This is a genomic window from Microbacterium algeriense, from assembly GCF_008868005.1.
Classification (GTDB): Bacteria; Actinomycetota; Actinomycetes; order Actinomycetales; family Microbacteriaceae; genus Microbacterium; species Microbacterium algeriense.
In genome coordinates this window covers 949,610-966,499 of sequence record NZ_WAAO01000002.1, presented here as the reverse complement: position 1 = coordinate 966,499, position 16,890 = coordinate 949,610, and the positions used below count along the sequence as shown (strand labels likewise).

At 69.0% G+C, this 16,890-nt stretch carries 17 protein-coding genes; 7 read left to right on the top strand and 10 right to left on the bottom strand.

The window, feature by feature from the left end; all coding sequences use genetic code 11:
• Positions 1-26: 26 nt before the first annotated feature.
• Complete coding sequence (locus F6A08_RS12255) at positions 27-3,206, top strand: InlB B-repeat-containing protein (protein WP_151459560.1); 3,180 nt, start codon at positions 27-29, stop codon at positions 3,204-3,206.
• A gap of 11 nt (positions 3,207-3,217) precedes the next feature.
• Here F6A08_RS12255 and F6A08_RS12250 read toward each other — a convergent pair whose 3' ends face one another.
• From F6A08_RS12250 to F6A08_RS12235, 4 genes are read right to left on the bottom strand one after another with little or no spacing between them, the layout of a single operon-like run.
• Positions 3,218-4,030: an SURF1 family cytochrome oxidase biogenesis protein gene (locus F6A08_RS12250; RefSeq protein ID WP_151459559.1), complete on the bottom strand. Its 813-nt coding sequence runs from the start codon at positions 4,028-4,030 to the stop codon at positions 3,218-3,220.
• Complete coding sequence (locus F6A08_RS12245) at positions 4,027-4,221, bottom strand: hypothetical protein (protein ID WP_151459558.1); 195 nt, start codon at positions 4,219-4,221, stop codon at positions 4,027-4,029. Before F6A08_RS12245 ends, F6A08_RS12250 begins: the two co-directional genes overlap by 4 nt.
• Positions 4,218-4,565 (bottom strand): DUF3099 domain-containing protein, encoded by a 348-nt coding sequence (locus F6A08_RS12240; RefSeq protein WP_017202265.1) that lies wholly within the window; start codon positions 4,563-4,565, stop codon positions 4,218-4,220. Before F6A08_RS12240 ends, F6A08_RS12245 begins: the two co-directional genes overlap by 4 nt.
• Before the next feature lie 54 nt (positions 4,566-4,619).
• A complete protein-coding gene (locus F6A08_RS12235; protein WP_225855819.1) occupies positions 4,620-5,231 on the bottom strand; it encodes a DUF4190 domain-containing protein in 612 nt (203 codons plus the stop codon).
• A 138-nt stretch (positions 5,232-5,369) separates the two neighbouring features.
• On the opposite strand from F6A08_RS12235, the gene F6A08_RS12230 reads away from it, so the two are divergent.
• A complete protein-coding gene (locus tag F6A08_RS12230) occupies positions 5,370-6,080 on the top strand; it encodes a beta-ketoacyl-ACP reductase (RefSeq protein ID WP_017202263.1) in 711 nt (236 codons plus the stop codon).
• Positions 6,081-6,095: 15 nt separating this feature from the next.
• On the opposite strand, the gene F6A08_RS12225 is transcribed toward F6A08_RS12230, so the two are convergent.
• The 3 genes from F6A08_RS12225 to F6A08_RS12215 all read right to left on the bottom strand — a co-directional run bounded on the left by F6A08_RS12225 (position 6,096) and on the right by F6A08_RS12215 (position 9,043).
• On the bottom strand, positions 6,096-6,791 hold the full coding sequence (locus F6A08_RS12225) for an alpha/beta fold hydrolase (RefSeq protein ID WP_151459557.1): 696 nt from the start codon (positions 6,789-6,791) through the stop codon (positions 6,096-6,098).
• 332 nt (positions 6,792-7,123) lie between these two features.
• The gene (gene serB / locus F6A08_RS12220) at positions 7,124-7,759 is read right to left on the bottom strand and encodes a phosphoserine phosphatase SerB (protein ID WP_151459556.1); all 636 of its coding nucleotides are present in this window, start codon (positions 7,757-7,759) and stop codon (positions 7,124-7,126) included.
• Positions 7,760-7,801: 42 nt separating this feature from the next.
• Entirely contained in the window at positions 7,802-9,043 is a 1,242-nt protein-coding gene (locus tag F6A08_RS12215; protein WP_017202260.1) for a glucose-1-phosphate adenylyltransferase, read from the bottom strand.
• Between the two features lie 46 nt (positions 9,044-9,089).
• Here F6A08_RS12215 and glgA point away from each other — a divergent pair, with 46 nt between their 5' ends.
• The 3 genes from glgA to F6A08_RS12200 all read left to right on the top strand — a co-directional run bounded on the left by glgA (position 9,090) and on the right by F6A08_RS12200 (position 11,466).
• Positions 9,090-10,274, top strand: coding sequence for a glycogen synthase (gene glgA / locus F6A08_RS12210; protein WP_151459555.1), 1,185 nt, complete (start codon positions 9,090-9,092; stop codon positions 10,272-10,274).
• A 17-nt stretch (positions 10,275-10,291) separates the two neighbouring features.
• Positions 10,292-11,077 (top strand): ABC transporter ATP-binding protein, encoded by a 786-nt coding sequence (locus F6A08_RS12205; protein WP_017202259.1) that lies wholly within the window; start codon positions 10,292-10,294, stop codon positions 11,075-11,077.
• A gap of 131 nt (positions 11,078-11,208) precedes the next feature.
• Positions 11,209-11,466, top strand: coding sequence for a type B 50S ribosomal protein L31 (locus F6A08_RS12200; RefSeq protein WP_017202258.1), 258 nt, complete (start codon positions 11,209-11,211; stop codon positions 11,464-11,466).
• 50 nt (positions 11,467-11,516) lie between these two features.
• Here F6A08_RS12200 and F6A08_RS12195 read toward each other — a convergent pair whose 3' ends face one another.
• From F6A08_RS12195 to F6A08_RS12185, 3 genes are read right to left on the bottom strand one after another with little or no spacing between them, the layout of a single operon-like run.
• On the bottom strand, positions 11,517-11,807 hold the full coding sequence (locus F6A08_RS12195; protein WP_225855818.1) for a hypothetical protein: 291 nt from the start codon (positions 11,805-11,807) through the stop codon (positions 11,517-11,519).
• Positions 11,808-11,861: 54 nt separating this feature from the next.
• On the bottom strand, positions 11,862-13,118 hold the full coding sequence (locus F6A08_RS12190; protein WP_151459554.1) for an alpha/beta hydrolase: 1,257 nt from the start codon (positions 13,116-13,118) through the stop codon (positions 11,862-11,864).
• Positions 13,115-15,118: a DUF262 domain-containing protein gene (locus F6A08_RS12185; RefSeq protein ID WP_151459553.1), complete on the bottom strand. Its 2,004-nt coding sequence runs from the start codon at positions 15,116-15,118 to the stop codon at positions 13,115-13,117. Before F6A08_RS12185 ends, F6A08_RS12190 begins: the two co-directional genes overlap by 4 nt.
• Positions 15,119-15,294: 176 nt before the next feature.
• On the opposite strand from F6A08_RS12185, the gene F6A08_RS12180 reads away from it, so the two are divergent.
• Both F6A08_RS12180 and F6A08_RS12175 read left to right on the top strand, forming a co-directional pair.
• The gene (locus tag F6A08_RS12180) at positions 15,295-16,068 is read left to right on the top strand and encodes a hypothetical protein (RefSeq protein ID WP_017202254.1); all 774 of its coding nucleotides are present in this window, start codon (positions 15,295-15,297) and stop codon (positions 16,066-16,068) included.
• 307 nt (positions 16,069-16,375) lie between these two features.
• Positions 16,376-16,879: a DUF3145 domain-containing protein gene (locus F6A08_RS12175; RefSeq protein WP_026049737.1), complete on the top strand. Its 504-nt coding sequence runs from the start codon at positions 16,376-16,378 to the stop codon at positions 16,877-16,879.
• The last annotated feature ends 11 nt before the right edge of the window (positions 16,880-16,890 follow it).

Sequence of the window (16,890 nt, the reverse complement as noted above, 5' to 3'; positions counted from 1 at the left end):
CCACACTGTAACGATCTGATCGCACGGTGACGTCGGGGGGAGGTGACGGCATCAGGTTCTCGAAGGCTCGTCAGGTCACGGCCGCCGCCGCTCTCGTGCTCGCTCTCCTCGCGCCGGCCGTCGTCACCCAGCCCGCGTTCGCGGCAGCGCCGGCCGGAGGTCCGACCACACCGGGCATCTGGAACTATCACACCGTCACGTTCCGCTCCCTCGACGTCCCGATCGCCACCGTCCAGGTCGCCGACGGCGGGCTCGCCCCTCGGCAGCCTGCACCTCCCGCCGAGGACGGAGTCTTCGACGGCTGGGTGACGGAGTCCGGCGGGCAGGAGGTGCCCTTCGACTTCGCGCGGACCGTGATCACCGGGGACCTCGTCGTCGACGCCCGCTTCACCGACATGAGGGTCGTCCAGTTCCTGGCGGGGCCGAGCGGCGCGGACGCGCGTCGGATCATCGACTCCGACGAGGTGGAGAACGGCCAGCCGCTCGGTGAGATCGCTCCGGATGTGACGCAGGTTCCGGAGGGAATGGTCTTCACGGGGGAGTGGTACCGGCAGGGGGACCCCACCCGCGCCCCGTACGACTTCTCCTCTCCCGTCACGGAGAACTTGCACCTCATCCCGATCTTCGCCGCGGGTTTCGCCGTCTCGTTCGTGACCGATGGCACCGCCGTGAACCCTGTGTTCGTGATCGAGCCCGACACCGCGTTCACCGCGAGCGACCTCGCGGCGGTGCCGCCGCCGACCAGGACCGGGTACTCGTTCACGAACTGGTGGGCCGATGCCGCACGCACGCAAACCGTCACGCTTCCGATCACGGAGCCCACGACGCTGTACGCGGGGTGGGTCGGCGAGAGCGTCGAATACCACGTGAGCTACTGGCTCGAGAAGTCCAATGTCGTCGCGGATTCCTACCCGTCGCCGGTGTTCACGCCCGCGGGAGGGAGCATTCCGGCATGGGGTCCGTCGGACGGCGCCCTGAGCGCAGCCCAGATCGCGGATCCGGCGACGTACACCTTCCTCGACGACGTGGCGTCGACCGCGACCGCCGGCACGGCCGTGGGCGGCCCCACCACGAAGGAGGCGCTTCCTCCCGCGATCCAGGATCTGGTCCAGGCGCAGCTCGACCCCGCACTCGTGCAGTCCGATCCGCTCGCCTTCGCCGATCTCGCGGTCAGCCAGCAGGACGTCACGGTGCGCGGTGACGGATCCACCGTGGTGAACGTGTACCTGACCCGGGCACTGTGGCGGGCGGACTTCGTGCTGATCGCCCCTGGCAGCTCTGCGAACGTGCCGGCCGCCTGCAGCGCCGTCGGCACGTACGACGTGACGATGGACGTCGGCGGCACCACCTACTACCAGGGCACCGTCCCCGGTGGCGGGCAGCTCCTCGGGACGTTCTCCGTGCGGGAGAAGATCGGCTTCAACATGCAGACCGCCGGGGTGGCACCGGTGCCGCTCTCGCAAACCGACGGCTCAGGGATGATCACCGCGTACGACGCGGGCACCCAGACTCAGAACTGCGTCCTGCGAGGCTGGGGACCGCAGCAGTTCACGCCGGAGACCTTCACGGCGAGCTACACGGGCGCGGGGGCGGATGCCGGCTCCGTGAACCTCGCGGCGCGCACCATGTCGATGACCGGGAAGATGGCCGCAGCGAGCACCCAGGTGCTCACCCAGCGCTACGACTACCTGGAGTCACTCGACCAATCGCAGCCGGCGCCGGACGCGGTGCTCGGACCGGACGGGACCCCCAACGACCCCGTTCGCGTGGCGACGCTCTACAACAACGACAAGACCACGGTCAGGGCAGAAGTGGCCCCGGGCCATCAGGTCTTCAGCGCATACCGGACACCGTGGTACTGGGCGTCGGTCGGAGATCGTCAGGTCGCGAGCGTGATCGACGGGTTCTCCTCCTACGTGGGCTACGGCACCGGTGCCAACACGCAGGGCAACTACTTCCAGCTCGACGCGGCATCCGGCCGGCTCTATCAGCTCAACAACAGCAGGAACACCAACGACCGCTACCGCTACCAGTTCTACAGCCGCAACACGTATGCGCTCACCTTCGTCACGGGCGGCGGCACCGTGATCCCGCCCGTGCAGGCGATCCCGTATCAGGGTGACCTCCAGACGAGAGCTCCCGCCGACCCGAGCCGCGGACGCGACGTCTTCCTCGGCTGGTTCACGGATTCCGAGTTCAACGTGCCGTTCCGCTTCGAGGGGGCGACCATGCCCGCGAGCAACCTCGTCCTGTACGCGAAGTGGCTCACGGATCCGCACACCGTGGAGTTCTACGATCATCCCTCCTCGCCGGATCCGATCGGGAATCTGACGCAGACCGTGGAGGACCAGGCCGCCGCGACCTCCCCGGGCCCGCTGCCGCCGCAGCCCGACGGGCAGACGTTCGTCGGCTGGTATCAGCGCACCGACGACGGGTACTTCGTGCCGTACGACTTCGACACCCCGGTCGGCTCCGACCTGCGGCTGTACGCGCGGTGGCAGCAGCCGGTCGGCGCACCCTTCACGCTGACCTATGACGGGGACGGCAACACCGGCGGCACGGTGCCGGCCGATCCGCTCGGCTACGACACCGGTGCGAGCGCGATCGTCGCCGACGGCTCGTCCCTCACGCGCGGCGAGGAGGTCTTCGTCGGCTGGCGGCGACCGACGATGGCCGTCGCACGCATCATCACGAGTCCGGTGTCCCTCGACGGGCTGTATCAGGCCGGTCGTACCGTGCGCTTCTCCGGGGCGGACGTGACCCTGCTCGCGGTGTACGCCGACCCGGACCCCCGGTTCTCGGTCACCTTCCACGAGAACGGGGGGAGTGACGGCACGGTCGTCTGGGACGGCCCTCCGGGGGCGTCCGTGACGTATCCGGATGCGTCCGATCTGGGACTCAGCGGTCCCGGCACCACCTTCCTCGGCTGGGCGACCAGCCCGGACGCCGAGACCGCAGACGCCGCCTTCGACCGTCTCTCCCTCTCGACCTTGACCGCCGACGTCGTCCTGTATGCGGTCTGGGCCGCAGCGCCGCCGACGCCTCCCGTGCCTCCGACACCATCGCCCTCTCCGTCGGGAGAGGCATCGGGAAGCCTCCCGAGCACGGGAGGAGACCCCTGGGGGACTCTGCTGCTCGGGGCCGCGCTTCTGGCCGTCGGGGCCGCGGGTGTCCTCATCCGTCGCCGTCGGCAGGGCTCCGCCTGAGCCCGCAATCCTCAGCGGGCGTCGAGCAGTTCGTCCTCGACGCTCGCATCGTGGTCCCTGCGGGGCCGCTTCGCGACCGGGGCGGGAACGCCCTCGACCTCTTCCCGGTGCTTCACGATCTCCGTGCGGATGATGTATCCGATGAAGATGAAGCCCATCAGGGCGAACAGGATCCACTGGATCGCATAGGACAGGTGCGGGCCGGGGTCGTCCGTCGGAGAATCGAACCCGCCCAGTGCGCTGGCGCCGGCCGGATCCTCGCTGACCATCCGCCCGTACGCTCCGGTGATGACGTCACCGTCGACACGCTCGGCGATGGACGGCAGGTGGATCGTGGGGACCTGCCCCTCGGGGGCGCCACGGCCGGACGCAGGCAGCTGCTCGCCCGGGCGAAGCCGCACGATCACCTCGACCTCGCCAGACGGCGGCGCCGGGACGGCATCCGGGGAATCGCCGTCGCCCGGGGGCACCCATCCGCGGTCCACGATGAACACACGTCCGTCGACGTCGCGGAAGGGAACCAGCACCTCGAATGCGCTCGTGCCCCCGTGCGGGCGGTTGCGCACCAGCACCTGCTCATCGGCCTGATACTCGCCGCGCAGAAGGACCGGATGCCATTCGTCCGCGGGGTCGAGCTCGCCGTCGGCGCCGATGAAGTCCGCGAGGGGAGCGGGGTCGGCGTCGTAGTTCTGCTCGACGAGCTCGATCTGCGCGGCGCGGGACTCATTGCGTTCGAACTGCCAGTTCGACAGGAAGACGCAGGCGACGGCGAAGCCGATCGCGATGAGGACGTACACCGTCCATCGGATGAAGCGCGCACTCATGCCGGCACCCCGTCGCGGACCGAGACGGGAAAGTCACGGGCGGCGAGATAGTCGCGCAGGAATCCGACGTGCTCGTCGCAGGCGAGCCAGACCTTCTCCCGGTCGGCGGCATGGATGCGCGGGTTCCGCCACACGACGTGCTTGGTGGCCGCGCTCCGGCAGCCGGCGCGCGAGCAGACGAGATCTGTCATCGGTCTCTGTGGCCTTCGTGGATCGTGATCACCTGCGGGGGAGCGGTCGGCCCATCGAGGGGCGCGGGTGCCGGTGCGTCCAGCTCGCGCCGCGGTGACTCCGCAGCCGTCTCGGTGCTGTCGCTTCCGGCGTTGGCGAAGACCACGGCGATGTACGGGAGCACTGCGGCCGAGATGCCGAAGACCCAGGTGTACCAGCCGTAGGGCTGCACGAGAACCATCAGCCCGAAGCAGACGATGCGGATCGACATCGTCAGCGCGTAGCGGCGCACGCGGTGGTCGCTCTCGTCCCGCGGCGACTGCGGGAGAGAGGTGACAGCGGGGACTTCGCGCGCGTTCTTCACGATGCTTCCAGCCTACGCCGATGCGGCTGCTGCGGCGTGCCGTCGTGCGGACGCTCAGCTCGTGAACAGGAAGGGCATGCTGAACGCTCCGACGAACAGGAAGCTGATGATCGTGCTGATCAGAGTGAACGCGGCGATCCCGAGGACGATGTAACCGAGGATGAGGCCGGCGATCGCCATGCCGCGCCCGCCGAGAGCCGGATTGCGCTTGGTCTGCCCGAGCGCCATGTGCCCGGTGATGACCGCTGCGATCGAGGCCAGGACGGGGATGATCGCCCAGAACAGGACCACCCCGGCGAGGCCGCACACGAGAGAGGTGATCGCGAGGGGGCTGGTGGGGCGCGGAGCGGCGATCGGATACGGCTGGGCGTAGGGGGCGTAACCGGGCTGCCCCGGCGCCGTGCCGTAGGTCGGCTGGGCAGGCGGCGGCGCATACCCCTGCGGCGCCCGGGGTGCGGGTGCGACCCCATACGGCGGCTGCACCGGCGGCGCATAGCTCGGCGCTGCGCCCGGGTACTGCTGCGTCTGCGAGGGCTGGGGAGGCACGGGAGGCGGGACCGCGGAAGCCGGGAGAGGCGGCGTAGGGGCTGAACCGGTCGGCGCGGGCGGCGGGGGCGGGGTGAACGGCGGCTCGCCACCGGGGGAGGGGATGCGGTCATCGCTCACGAGGAACCCTTTCGTCACGATCAGGGTTCCAGGACCGTGGTCGCGTGTCAAACACCGACGCGGTCGGAACGGGCGCGGTCGGTAGGATCGTTGACGGTCCGGGATCCCGGATCCTCGGTACAGATCAGGAGTTCCCCCATGAGTGCTCAGCGCGTCGTCCTCGTCACCGGTGGCAATCGGGGAATCGGTCGTGCGATCGCCGAGCGCTTCGTCACGGAGGGCTATCGCGTCGCCGTGACCGCCCGCAGCGGTGAGGGACCCGAGGGAACGCTCACCGTGCGTGCGGATGTGACGGATGCCGCGGCACTCGACGCGGCATTCACCGAGGTCGAGCAGCAACTCGGTCCCGTCGAGATCGTCGTCGCGAACGCCGGCATCACCAAGGACACGCTGCTCCTGCGCATGAGCGAGGACGACTTCGACAGCGTGGTCGCGACCAACCTCGGTGGCACTTTCCGCGTCGTCAAGCGGGCATCGAAGGGCATGCTCCGTGCGCGCTTCGGCCGCGTCATCCTGATCTCGAGCGTCGTCGGTCTCTACGGCTCGGCAGGGCAGGTCAACTACTCCGCGTCCAAGAGCGCGCTCGTCGGGTTCGCCCGGTCGCTCACCCGCGAACTCGGAGGCCGCGGCATCACCGCGAACGTCGTCGCCCCCGGATTCATCGAGACCGATATGACCGCGGAACTCCCCGAGGAGACCCAGAAGCAGTACAAGGCCAACATCCCTGCCGGTCGGTTCGCCACCCCGGACGAGGTCGCGGGCGTGGTGACCTGGCTGGCCGGCGACGACGCGGGCTACATCTCCGGCGCCGTCATCCCGGTCGACGGCGGTCTCGGGATGGGTCACTGACCTCGAAGCCCGACCTCAGCGATCCACGGCGGCGACGAGGAGCTCGCTGAGACGCTCCGGCACGGAGAACTGCGGCCAGTGTCCGGAGCCGATCCGGATGACTTCGGCGTCCTGGATGGCCCGGTACTCCTCGGCGTAGGGCCCCCACTGCTCGATCATGCCCTCGAAGGTCGGCTGATCGAGTCCGCCCATCAGCAGCGTCACCGGCACGTGGTATCGGTCCGGGTTCTCCAGCGTGATGCCATCGGTCGGCACGCGGGCCGGGACGCTCCGTGTGAGAGGTGCCGTGCGGGCGCGGGTGGGCTCATCGAGATCGTGCACGTCCTCCTCGGGGAAGAAGTCCCAGCCGGGGAACGGTACGACGCCGTCCACGACCGTGAACTCGCTGATCCCCGTCCCGGCGGGCGGAGGCACGGCGTCAACGAAGACGACCCGCCGCACCCGATCCGGACGAGCGTCCGCCACGCCCCATGCGACGTTGCCTCCGCCGCTGTGCCCGACGACGACCACCTCGCCCGGGGCGGCGTCGACAGCGGCGACGGCAGCCGCGATCCAGTCCGCGATACCGATGCCCGCCGAGGCAGAGGCCGGTTCACCCAGTCCAGGGAGGGACAACGGGTGCGTCCGATGGCCAGCCCGCTCGAGGGCCGGCGTCACGTCTTCCCAGCTGGAGGCATCGAGCCAGAGTCCGGGGATGAGGATGATGTCCATGCGCAGACGCTAGCGCCCACCCCCGACATCCGCACCCCGCCCCCGCGCGGCGTCGCAGTTTCCGCCCGGCGTCGCAGTTTCCGCCCGGCGTCGCAGTTTCCGCCCGGCGTCGCAGTTTCCGCCCGGCGTCGCACGGCTTCGGGTGAATTGCTGCGACGGGGCCGAGAATCTGCGCCGTGCCGGCGGAGTTGCTGGTTCCGTATGCGGTCGCAGCTTCCGCGCGGGGTCGCAGTTCTGCAGCGGGGTCGCAGTTCCGCACGGGGTCGTGGTTTCCGCACGGGGTCGCAGGGATCGGGGGCTCGGGGTGCGATGGGGTGCGGATCTGCGACGGGCTAGGGGAGCAGCGGGATGACCGCGGCCAGATCCTGCGGGCCGATCACGAGGCTCGCGGCCTCACGGACGGCGGGCTTCGCGTTGAAGGCGAGGCCCAGTCCGGCCACGGCCATCATGGGCAGGTCGTTGGCGCCGTCGCCGATCGCGATCGTCGCGCGAGCGGGCACGCCGAGCTCGGATGCCCATTCCTGCAGCGAGGATGCCTTCGCAGCGCCGTCCACGATCTCGCCGTCGACGCGCCCGGACAAGGCGCCGTCCGCGAGTTCGAGGCGATTGGCCCGCCAGCGATCCACCCCGAGTCGGGGCGCGATGTCGTCGAGGATCTCGTGGAAGCCGCCCGACACCACGCCCACCACACCGCCCCGCTCGTGCACGGCCGTCGTGAGCTCACGCACTCCCGGCGTCGGCTCGATGCGACCGCGGACCCGCTCGAACGCCGAGACGGGGACGCCTTCCAGCGCCGCCACGCGGGAGCGCAGGCTCGCCGCGAAATCGACCTCGCCGCGCATGGCCGCTTCCGTCGCCGCCTGGACCTCGTCGCGTCGTCCGGCCTCATCGGCGAGCAGCTCGATCACCTCGTTCCGGATGAGGGTGGAATCGGCATCGAGGACGACGAGGAAGCGCGCAGCGGTCACCCGTCGAGCCTAGCGATCCCGCGGCGGCCGTCGCGCCGCTGCTCAGCGTTCGATGAAGACGCCCTTGCCGACGACGGTGATCCCCGACTCCGTCACGGTGAATCCGCGGGACAGGTCCCGCTCGCGGTCGACGCCGACCGTCGCACCGTCCGCCAGCACGACGTTCTTGTCCAGGATCGCCCTGTGCACGCGGGCCCCCTGTCCGACCTGCACGTGATCGAAGACGACAGAGTCCGTGATGGTGGATCCGCCGCCCGCGAGAGTCCAGGGCCCCACGACGCTCCTCTCGAGATGCGTGCCGGAGAGCACCGACCCGAGGGAGACGATCGAGTCGATCGCGTTGCCGATGCGGCCCACCGAGTCGCGGACGAACTTCGCGGGCGGGGAGTTGACCGCCTGCGAGTGGATCGGCCATTCCATGTTGTAGAGGTTGAAGATCGGCAGCGTCGAGATCAGGTCGCGGTGCGCATCGAAGAAGGAATCGATCGTCCCCACGTCGCGCCAGTACGAGCGGTCGCGCGGCGAGGAGCCCGGCACCTCGTTCTGCTTCATGTCGTAGTAGCCGGCCTCGCCGCGCTCGACGAAGTAGGGGACGATGTCGCCGCCCATGTCGTGACCGGACACGGGGGATTCGCCGTCGGCTTCGACCGCGGCGATCAGCGCGTCGGCGTCGAAGATGTAGTTGCCCATCGAGGCGAGCACCTCGTGCGGCGAGTCGTCCAGACCCGTGGCATCCGTCGGCTTCTCGAGGAACTGCTTGATCCGGCCGGACTCCGCGTCGGCATCGATCACGCCGAACTGCGAGGCCAGCGCGATCGGCTGACGGATGCCGGCAACGGTCGCTTTGGCGCCCGAGGCGATGTGCGCTTCGAGCATCTGCCGGAAGTCCATGCGGTACACGTGGTCGGCGCCGATCACCACGACGATGTCGGGCTTCTCGTCGTTGATCAGGTTCATGCTCTGCAGAATGGCGTCGGCCGATCCGGAGAACCACCGCTTGCCGAGGCGCTGCTGTGCGGGCACCGACGCGACATACGAGTCGAGCAGGGCCGACATCCGCCAGGTCTGCGAGATGTGTCGGTCGAGACTGTGCGACTTGTACTGCGTCAGCACGACGATCTGACGCAGACCGGAGTTGATGAGGTTCGAGATCGCGAAATCGATCAGGCGGTACTGCCCGCCGAAGGGCACGGCGGGTTTCGCGCGATCCGCGGTGAGGGGCATGAGGCGCTTGCCCTCGCCGCCGGCGAGGATGATCCCGAAGACCTTCTTTGGAGCGGACATGGGTCAACCATAGATGGCTTCCTCGTCGCTGTACTAGCGTTCAGACATGCGAGTTGAGATGATCACCAAGGAGTATCCGCCCGCGGTGTACGGCGGTGCCGGCGTGCACGTGGCCGAGCTCGTCGCAGCCCTCAGGCAGGACATCGAGGTGCGCGTCCGCGCGTTCGGCGATCCGCGGGACGAGCATGACACCTTCGCCTACCGGACTCCCCTCGAGCTCGCCGGCGCGAACGCCGCGCTGCAGACGCTGGGGACGGATCTCGAGATCGTGTCGGCCATCGCAGACGCCGACGTGGTGCACTCGCACACGTGGTACGCGAACTTCGCCGGACACCTCGCCGCACAGCTGCACGGCATCCCGCACGTGCTCACCGCGCACAGCCTGGAGCCGCTGCGCCCCTGGAAGGCGGAACAGCTCGGCGGCGGTTACGCGATCTCCAGCGGCATCGAGCGTCTCGCCTACGAGAACGCGGCGGCGGTGATCGCGGTCAGCGCCGGAATGCGCGCCGACATCCTCCGCAGCTACCCCCAGGTCGACCCGGCCAAGGTGCGCGTGATCCACAACGGCATCGACGTGGAGAGGTGGCATCCGGTGGAGGACGAGGCGTTCCTGCGGTCGATCGGTCTCGACCCGAGCCGTCCGTCCGTCGTCTTCGTCGGGCGCATCACCCGGCAGAAGGGACTGCCGTACCTCGTGCGGGCGGCTCGGCTGCTGCCCCCGGAGGTGCAGCTCGTGCTCTGCGCCGGGGCTCCCGACACGCCGGAGATCATGGCCGAGGTCCAGGAGGGCGTGCGCGGGTTGCAGGAGACCCGGGACGGCGTGATCTGGATCGAGCGGATGCTGCCGCGGGAGGAGCTGTCGGCGATCCTCACCGCCGCCACGACCTTCGTCTGCCCGTCGATCTACGAGCCGCTCGGGATCGTGAACCTCGAGGCGATGGCCTGTGGGGCTGCGGTCGTCGGCACCGCCACGGGCGGCATCCCAGAGGTGGTCGCGGACGATGTCACGGGAAGACTGGTCCCGATCGAGCAGCTGCAGGACGGCACAGGGACCCCCGTGGATCCGGATCGCTACGTCGCCGACCTCGCCGCCGTGCTGACCGAGGTCGCGATGGATCCGGAGCGGGCGCGCGCGTACGGCGAGGCGGGGCGCGAGCGTGCGCGAGCCGACTTCAGCTGGGCCGCCATCGCCGAGACGACGCGCGCGCTCTACGCGGAGCTGACCGCCTGAGCCGATAGGCTGGGACCATGCCGAGCGCTCTGGAATTCACCGACGTCGTCGTGCGCCGAGAGGGGCGCAACATCATCGATCACGTGACCTGGGAGGTCGCGGACGATCAGCGGTGGGTGATCCTCGGACCGAACGGCGCGGGCAAGACGACGCTGCTGCAGCTGGCCGACACGCTCATGCACCCGACATCCGGAACGGTGACCGTCCTGGGGGAGACCCTGGGACGCACGGACGTCTTCGAGCTGCGTCCGCGTATCGGCTTCGCGTCGTCCGCGATGGCCAAGCGCATCCCCCGCGACGAGACCGTCCTGAACACGGTCCTCACCGCCGCCTACTCCGTCCTCGGTCGCTGGAACGAGGACTACGAAGCCATCGACGAGCGCCGCGCGCTGCGTGTGCTGGGCGACTGGCGTCTGGAGCACCTGGCCGATCGCACCTTCGGCACGCTCAGCGATGGCGAGCAGAAGCGCGTGCAGATCGCGCGAGCGGTCATGACCGACCCTGAGCTGCTGCTCCTCGACGAGCCCACGGCCTCCCTCGATCTCGGCTCCCGCGAGGAGCTGCTGGCGCTACTCAGCGGATACGCCTCCGCGCCGACCACCCCGGCCATGCTCATGGTCACGCATCACGTCGAGGAGATCCCCGTCGGGTTCACGCACGTGATGCTGATCCGAGACGGCTCGGTCGTCGCTGCCGGCCCCCTGGCGGAGACGCTCACCGCCGAGGCACTCGGTGAGACCTTCGGCATGCCGATCACCCTGACCAGCGAAGACGGTCGGTACGCGGCTCGCGCCGCCTCCTGACCCCGGCGCCGACCTCATCCGCCTGGGTTACTGAGCTGGTCGAAGTACTGATAGAATCGACCCTTGGTGCTCTCTGCACCGCAGACTTCCCTCGTCCCTGGCACAATCCAGGGCAGCAACTAAGGAATCCCATGAAGACTGACATTCACCCCGACTACAAGGCTGTCGTGTTCCGCGACCTCGGCTCGGGCGAGACGTTCCTCACCCGTTCGACCGTGACCAGCGACAAGACCATCGAGCTGGACGGCGTGGAGTACCCGGTGATCGACGTCGAGATCTCCTCGGCCTCGCACCCCTTCTACACGGGCAAGCAGCGCATCATGGACTCGGCCGGCCGCGTCGAGAAGTTCAACCAGCGCTTCAAGGGCTTCGGCGGGTCGTCCAAGTAACGACCGCTTCCGCGAAGGCCCCTCGATTCCCCGGAATCGAGGGGCCTTCGTCATTCGCGGACGTGGATGACGATCCGGCCGTCCTCGAGCGCGCCGGGCGGATCGCCGGGGGCGGGTGCCGGTGCTGTGCGCCTGGTCTGCCGGTCACGCTCCTGGCCGGCCTCGTGCGCGCTGGGCGACCACACGGCGTCGAAGACCCCGACCAGGCCGCCGCCCGCGCCGTGCTCGTACTTCTGCTCGACCGGTTTGCGGGAGAACGTGTGCATCATCCCCATGATGAGGAGCGCAGGCCCCGTGACGAGCACGAAGGCCAGCGTCGTCCACGCCATGACATCCTTCATGGACCCCACCATAAGCCGGGTCTGGACGCGCGGCATCCTCCTCGAGGCGGACCCTCAGCGGACGCGACGCCCGTGTGCGAGGTCGATGAGCCGAGACAGGACAGGACCGGTGCGCAGGCCGTTGTGCTCGTGCTCGCTCGTCACCCACAGCTTCACCCCCGGCAGCAGCCGGGCGGTCTCGAGGGAGAAGTCGACGGGAACGTAGACGTCGTCGACGTAGACCGCGGCCGCCCCGGTCGCATCCGACGCGGCGATCGCGTCCGCGTCGTAGATCCGCGGCCATGCGAACTCCGCCAGTGCGAGGGTCACGTCGCGCCAGGGGCGGAAGGCCGGGACGGTCTCGGTCCACTCCCGCCGGATGTGCTCGCCCGTGAAGAGCGTTGGATCGTCGCGGAAGTCGTCCGGCTCGGTGCGCTCCGCCGACCACCGGGTGGCGTGCCCGTCCGCGTAGCTGGACTCGTGGAACGCGAAGTAGAGCGGATTGCGACCGTCGAAGGGCATCGCGTGCAGGAGATCGTAGCGGAACGCGTTCGACGAGGGGTCGCGCTCGAGCAGGGACCACACCGTCTGCCAGCCGTCATCCGTGCCGAGCGCGGAGCCGACCGAGCGCAGGCGCGACCGGGAGACCACCTCGCCGTCCGGCAGCACGATCTTCCCGTCGTCGGCGAGGTCGACGAGCCGGCGCATGGCCTCGCGATGCTCGGGGAAACGTCGGTAGTACCGTTCGCTCGCCGTGCGCATCTTGTCGTAGCAGAGCGCGTAGACGTCGTCGGGGCGTCGGCCGATGGCGCTGAGGCCGCCCGTGACGAAGACGTCCTGCAGGGAGGATGCGTGCGTGGAGAGGTACGCCAGGGTCGTGAACCCGCCGAAGGACTGGCCGAGCACGCTCCAGCGGTCGGCGCCGAGATGCGCCCGCAGTGCCTCGCAGTCCCGCACGATCGCGTCGGCGCGGAGGTGGGTGAGATGCTCGGCGACGGCATCGGCTCCGCGCGTCAGGTCGTCGTCCCCCACGGGGGTCGATCGTCCTGTCCCTCGCTGATCGAGAAGCACGACGCGGTAGTGGGCGAGTGCCTGGTCGAGCCACGCCGGGGCGGTCGGGGAGTGGAACGGTCGGGGAGCTTCGTGTCCCGGGCCGCCCTGGAGGAACACCAGGTAGGGCAGCGACTCCCCGCCCTCGCGGGAGACGACGGCGGCGAACACGTCGATCGTGCGCGCGTCAGCGGGATCGTCCCAGACGAGCGGGACGGTCAGGGTGTGCTCCTCGACGGAGAGATCCAGCAGCTGGCGGCGGATGACGGTGGCCATGGTCACATCACGTTCCCGATGTAGGAGTACTTCACGAAGACCTCCGAGGCGATGCCCGACTCCTCGAGCACGCCCTGAACCGCGGTCATCATGTAATTGGAGTCCCAGCCCATGTAGAGGAAGTGGGTGTCGTCGAGCTCATCCCACTGGCCCTTCCAGGCCCTCTCGTCGTAGATGGGACCGCCGTGGGCCGCGCAGTATGCGAGCGCCGCGGCCGTGGTGTCCGTCCAGGCGCGACGGAACACCCGGTTGAAGAGGTGCTTGACGTCGTACACCTCCCAGCGCTCACCGCGGTACTCGACGTAGTCGAACTCGCGCTCCCAGCCGGCGGGCCACCCGCGGCGGCGCACGGCGTCGAGGATGGGTGTCAGCCCGTCGTCGTCGATCTCCGGTAGCGCGGGGCGGGCCCAGATCCGCACGAGATCGGCCGTGAGCGCGACGGTCCGCTGTGTGATGGCTGCCGTTCCCCAGGACCCCGCGTCCGCGAGCTCCCTGGTCGCGGCGACGGCGCTGCGGGCGTAGGCCTCGTCGCGCTTGACCGGGAACGAGGCGCCGAACACCCGCTCGGTCAGCCCCTGCTCGAGCAGGGTGAGGTTCCCGAGGGTCGGAGCCAGCGCGCGGTGGCTGTTCTGCTCGTCCTCGGAGTATTCGCTCCACGGGCGGACGCCGTCTCCCGACCAGGCATCGCCCGGCACAGCGGGCACGATGTGCTCGACGTCGTAGTCATCGGTATCGGCGACCCCCTCGAGGCGTCCGAGCACATACGCGGGATAGGGGAGTTCGCTGTACTTGAGCACGGCGCTGACCCGCTCGTCGGAGGGGGTGATACGCGCGAACGCCCGGGCCAGGGACTCCCTGCCCTCTTCGCGGGCTCGGCAGAGGCGGGCGATGAGTCGCTCGGCGGGCAGGTTCACCAGGGCGCGGCGCAGGTACAGCGCCTGGAGCCACTCGAGGGTCTGGATCAGCTCGGCCCGGTCGATGACGCCGCGGGCATGGTCGCTGTAGGCGCTCATCACGAGCGGGGCGGATGAACGTCCGAACGTGCCGACGTACCGCAGGTGGCGGGCGATCTCCTCGTCCGGTTCGAGCGAGGGGTCCAGGAGGATGCCGTAGATCTCGGCGAAGTGCCGCCAGGTCTCCGCGTCGGACTGCAGATGGGTGACGTCGACGCGCGGGAACGACTGTCGGAACGCGCTGTACACGCCGTGCTCGCCGTTCGCCGCGAGCTCCCGTCCGGTGACCATGACGAGATAGTGGCGCCAGAACGCGCCGATCGCCTCGCCGGTGTGGCGCTCGATCGGAAGCCAGAAGCGCTCCTCGACGTCGCGCTGCTCGGCGTGACTCAGTCCCATCAGGATGTAGTTGTGGATGAGTTCGTGATCGCGTAGCGGCTCGCCGGTGGAGTTCAGACTCTCGAAGATCTGCTGCGCGTTCGCCCTGGTGCCGAGCGTGATCGACACGTGCTCCAGCTTCTGCAGCCCCTGCCAGATGAGTGGCGCCTCCTCGACGTGGATCTGGCTGCGGAAGAACGCGTAGTTGTCGTCGAAGCGGGACTCGCGCTCCGTGTCGTCCCTGCGGTCCAGCACCACGGACTCGTAGAGCTCGGCCCACGCGTCGTGCGGGCGCAGCTTGGTCCGGCCGGTCCCGTCCGGGCGCACGAGCACACGCGACAGCTCCGCGGCCAGACCGGGGTCGCTCTCGCGCACGGCGTGGTGCAGCGCAGCGACCAGCAGCATCAGGGTCGTGATGCGCTGCTGGCCGTCGATGAGGATGAGGTCGCTGTCTGCGGAGGAGCCGTCCTGCGCCGAGAGGATCGAGCCGATGAAGTGGCGGTGGTCGGCGTCCTCCGCGGCGACGGCGCGGATGTCGGAGAGCAGCCGTTCGCAGCCGCCGATGTCCCACCGGTACTGCCGCTGATAGACGGGGACCACGATGCCCGTCGTGCCTGCCGCGAGCCACTCGATCGTGTTGACTGCTGTCGCCTCGACGTTGGTCGCGGTGCTCATACTGGTGTCTCGTCCTCTCGTGGCGACGGACGCCGAGGACCGGCCGGGCGCCCCGATCAGTCTATTCCGTTATCCACGGCGCACCTCCGAGGGGCGCACGGGTGCCGCTGTTAGGCTTGCCTTATCAGGGCCTGTTAAAACGTGCTGGCCCCCGATGAAAGGAACATGACTCGATCATGGGTTACATCAAGTCTGCTGCGCTCGAGGAAAAGGGCTTCGTCGTCCTCGACAGCTACAACCAGGAACTCGACCCCAAGGAGTGGCTCGACCTCGAGTACAACGACTGGAAGTCGTCCGGCGACACCCGCTTCGCGCCCCTCGCCAGCGCCTTCGGCGAGATCGAGTGCAACGGTTTCTGGAACCACAAGCCGCCGCGCACCGACAAGGACGGCGTCTGGATCGACTCGCAGGTCGCGAAGGCCCCGAACCTGACGCGCCGCGCGCAGGAGCCCGGCGCCAACGTCGGCCGCTGCCGCGTCATCGAGCTGCAGCCGACCCCTTACGGCGACTGCCTCTACAACCTTCACCAGGACGACAACAACCGTCTGAACCCCGACGGCACGGGCTGGGTCGTCCGCGGCTTCTTCAACCTGACCGACGACAAGGACAGCTATTTCGTCCTGCGGGAGAACCGCACCGACCCGAGCATCGAGTACCGCATCGCCCTTCCGGCCGGCGCTCAGCTGATCGTCGACACCCAGCGTCTGTGGCACGCGGCCACGCACAACGGCACGGAGCCGCGCTACTGCCTCATCACGTCGTGGACCTCGGGTCCCGAGCTCGACGCGTACATCGAGAAGTACCACGGCACCGACGACGTCCCCAACTACGAGGTCGACCAGGAGACGCTGGAGTTCGGCTACGCCGAGCAGGCTCGCAAGGACGCCGCGCGCGCGGCCTACTACGCCGCCAAGGGCCAGCAGGTCAAGCAGGCGATGAGCGAGGCCTGACCCTCCTCACGATGGGTCGCTGAGCGTCCTCACGATGGGTCGCCGAGCGTCCTCACGATGGGTCGCTGAGCGTCCTCACGATGGGTCGCTGAGCGTCCTCACGATGGGTCGCTGAGCGTCCTCACGATGGGTCGCTGAGCTCGTCGAAGCGAACGAAGGCCCCGGTCCGGTGACCGGGGCCTTCGTCGTCGAATCACATGCTTGTGATTTGCGGAGAACTCCGCGAGAATGAGGGCACAACCGCATATTCTCGCCACTTCGTGGTTCAGGTCGTAGGGGAAGACGCACCTGATGAAACGGAGAGATCATGGCGACGGCTTACGCACGCGGAGTGGTGTTCATCCACTCTGCGCCACGCGCGCTCTGCCCGCACCTGGAATGGGCGGTGGGTCGCGCTATCGGGCGTGCGGTGAACTTCGACTGGACCGAGCAACCGGTGCTCGAGGGCTCGCGACGCGCGGAGTTCTACTGGGACGGCCCCGTCGGCACCGGTGCCGCTCTCGCGACGGCGATCCGCGGCTGGGAGCACCTCCGCTTCGAGGTCACCGAGGATCCGACGCCCCGCAGCGACGGCGGACGGTGGCTGCATACGCCCGACCTCGGCATCCACTACGCCCAGACCGATGCCGCCGGGAACATCGTCATCGGCGAGGACCGCATCCGCTACGCGATGGAGATCGCGGCAGGCAGCGCCGTCGAGCTGCAGCGCGAACTCGACATTGCCCTGGGTTCGGCCTGGGACGAGGAGCTCGAGCCCTTCCGCCACGCCAGCGACGATGCGCGCGTCGTGTGGCTGCACAAGGTCGGTTGACCCGACCACAC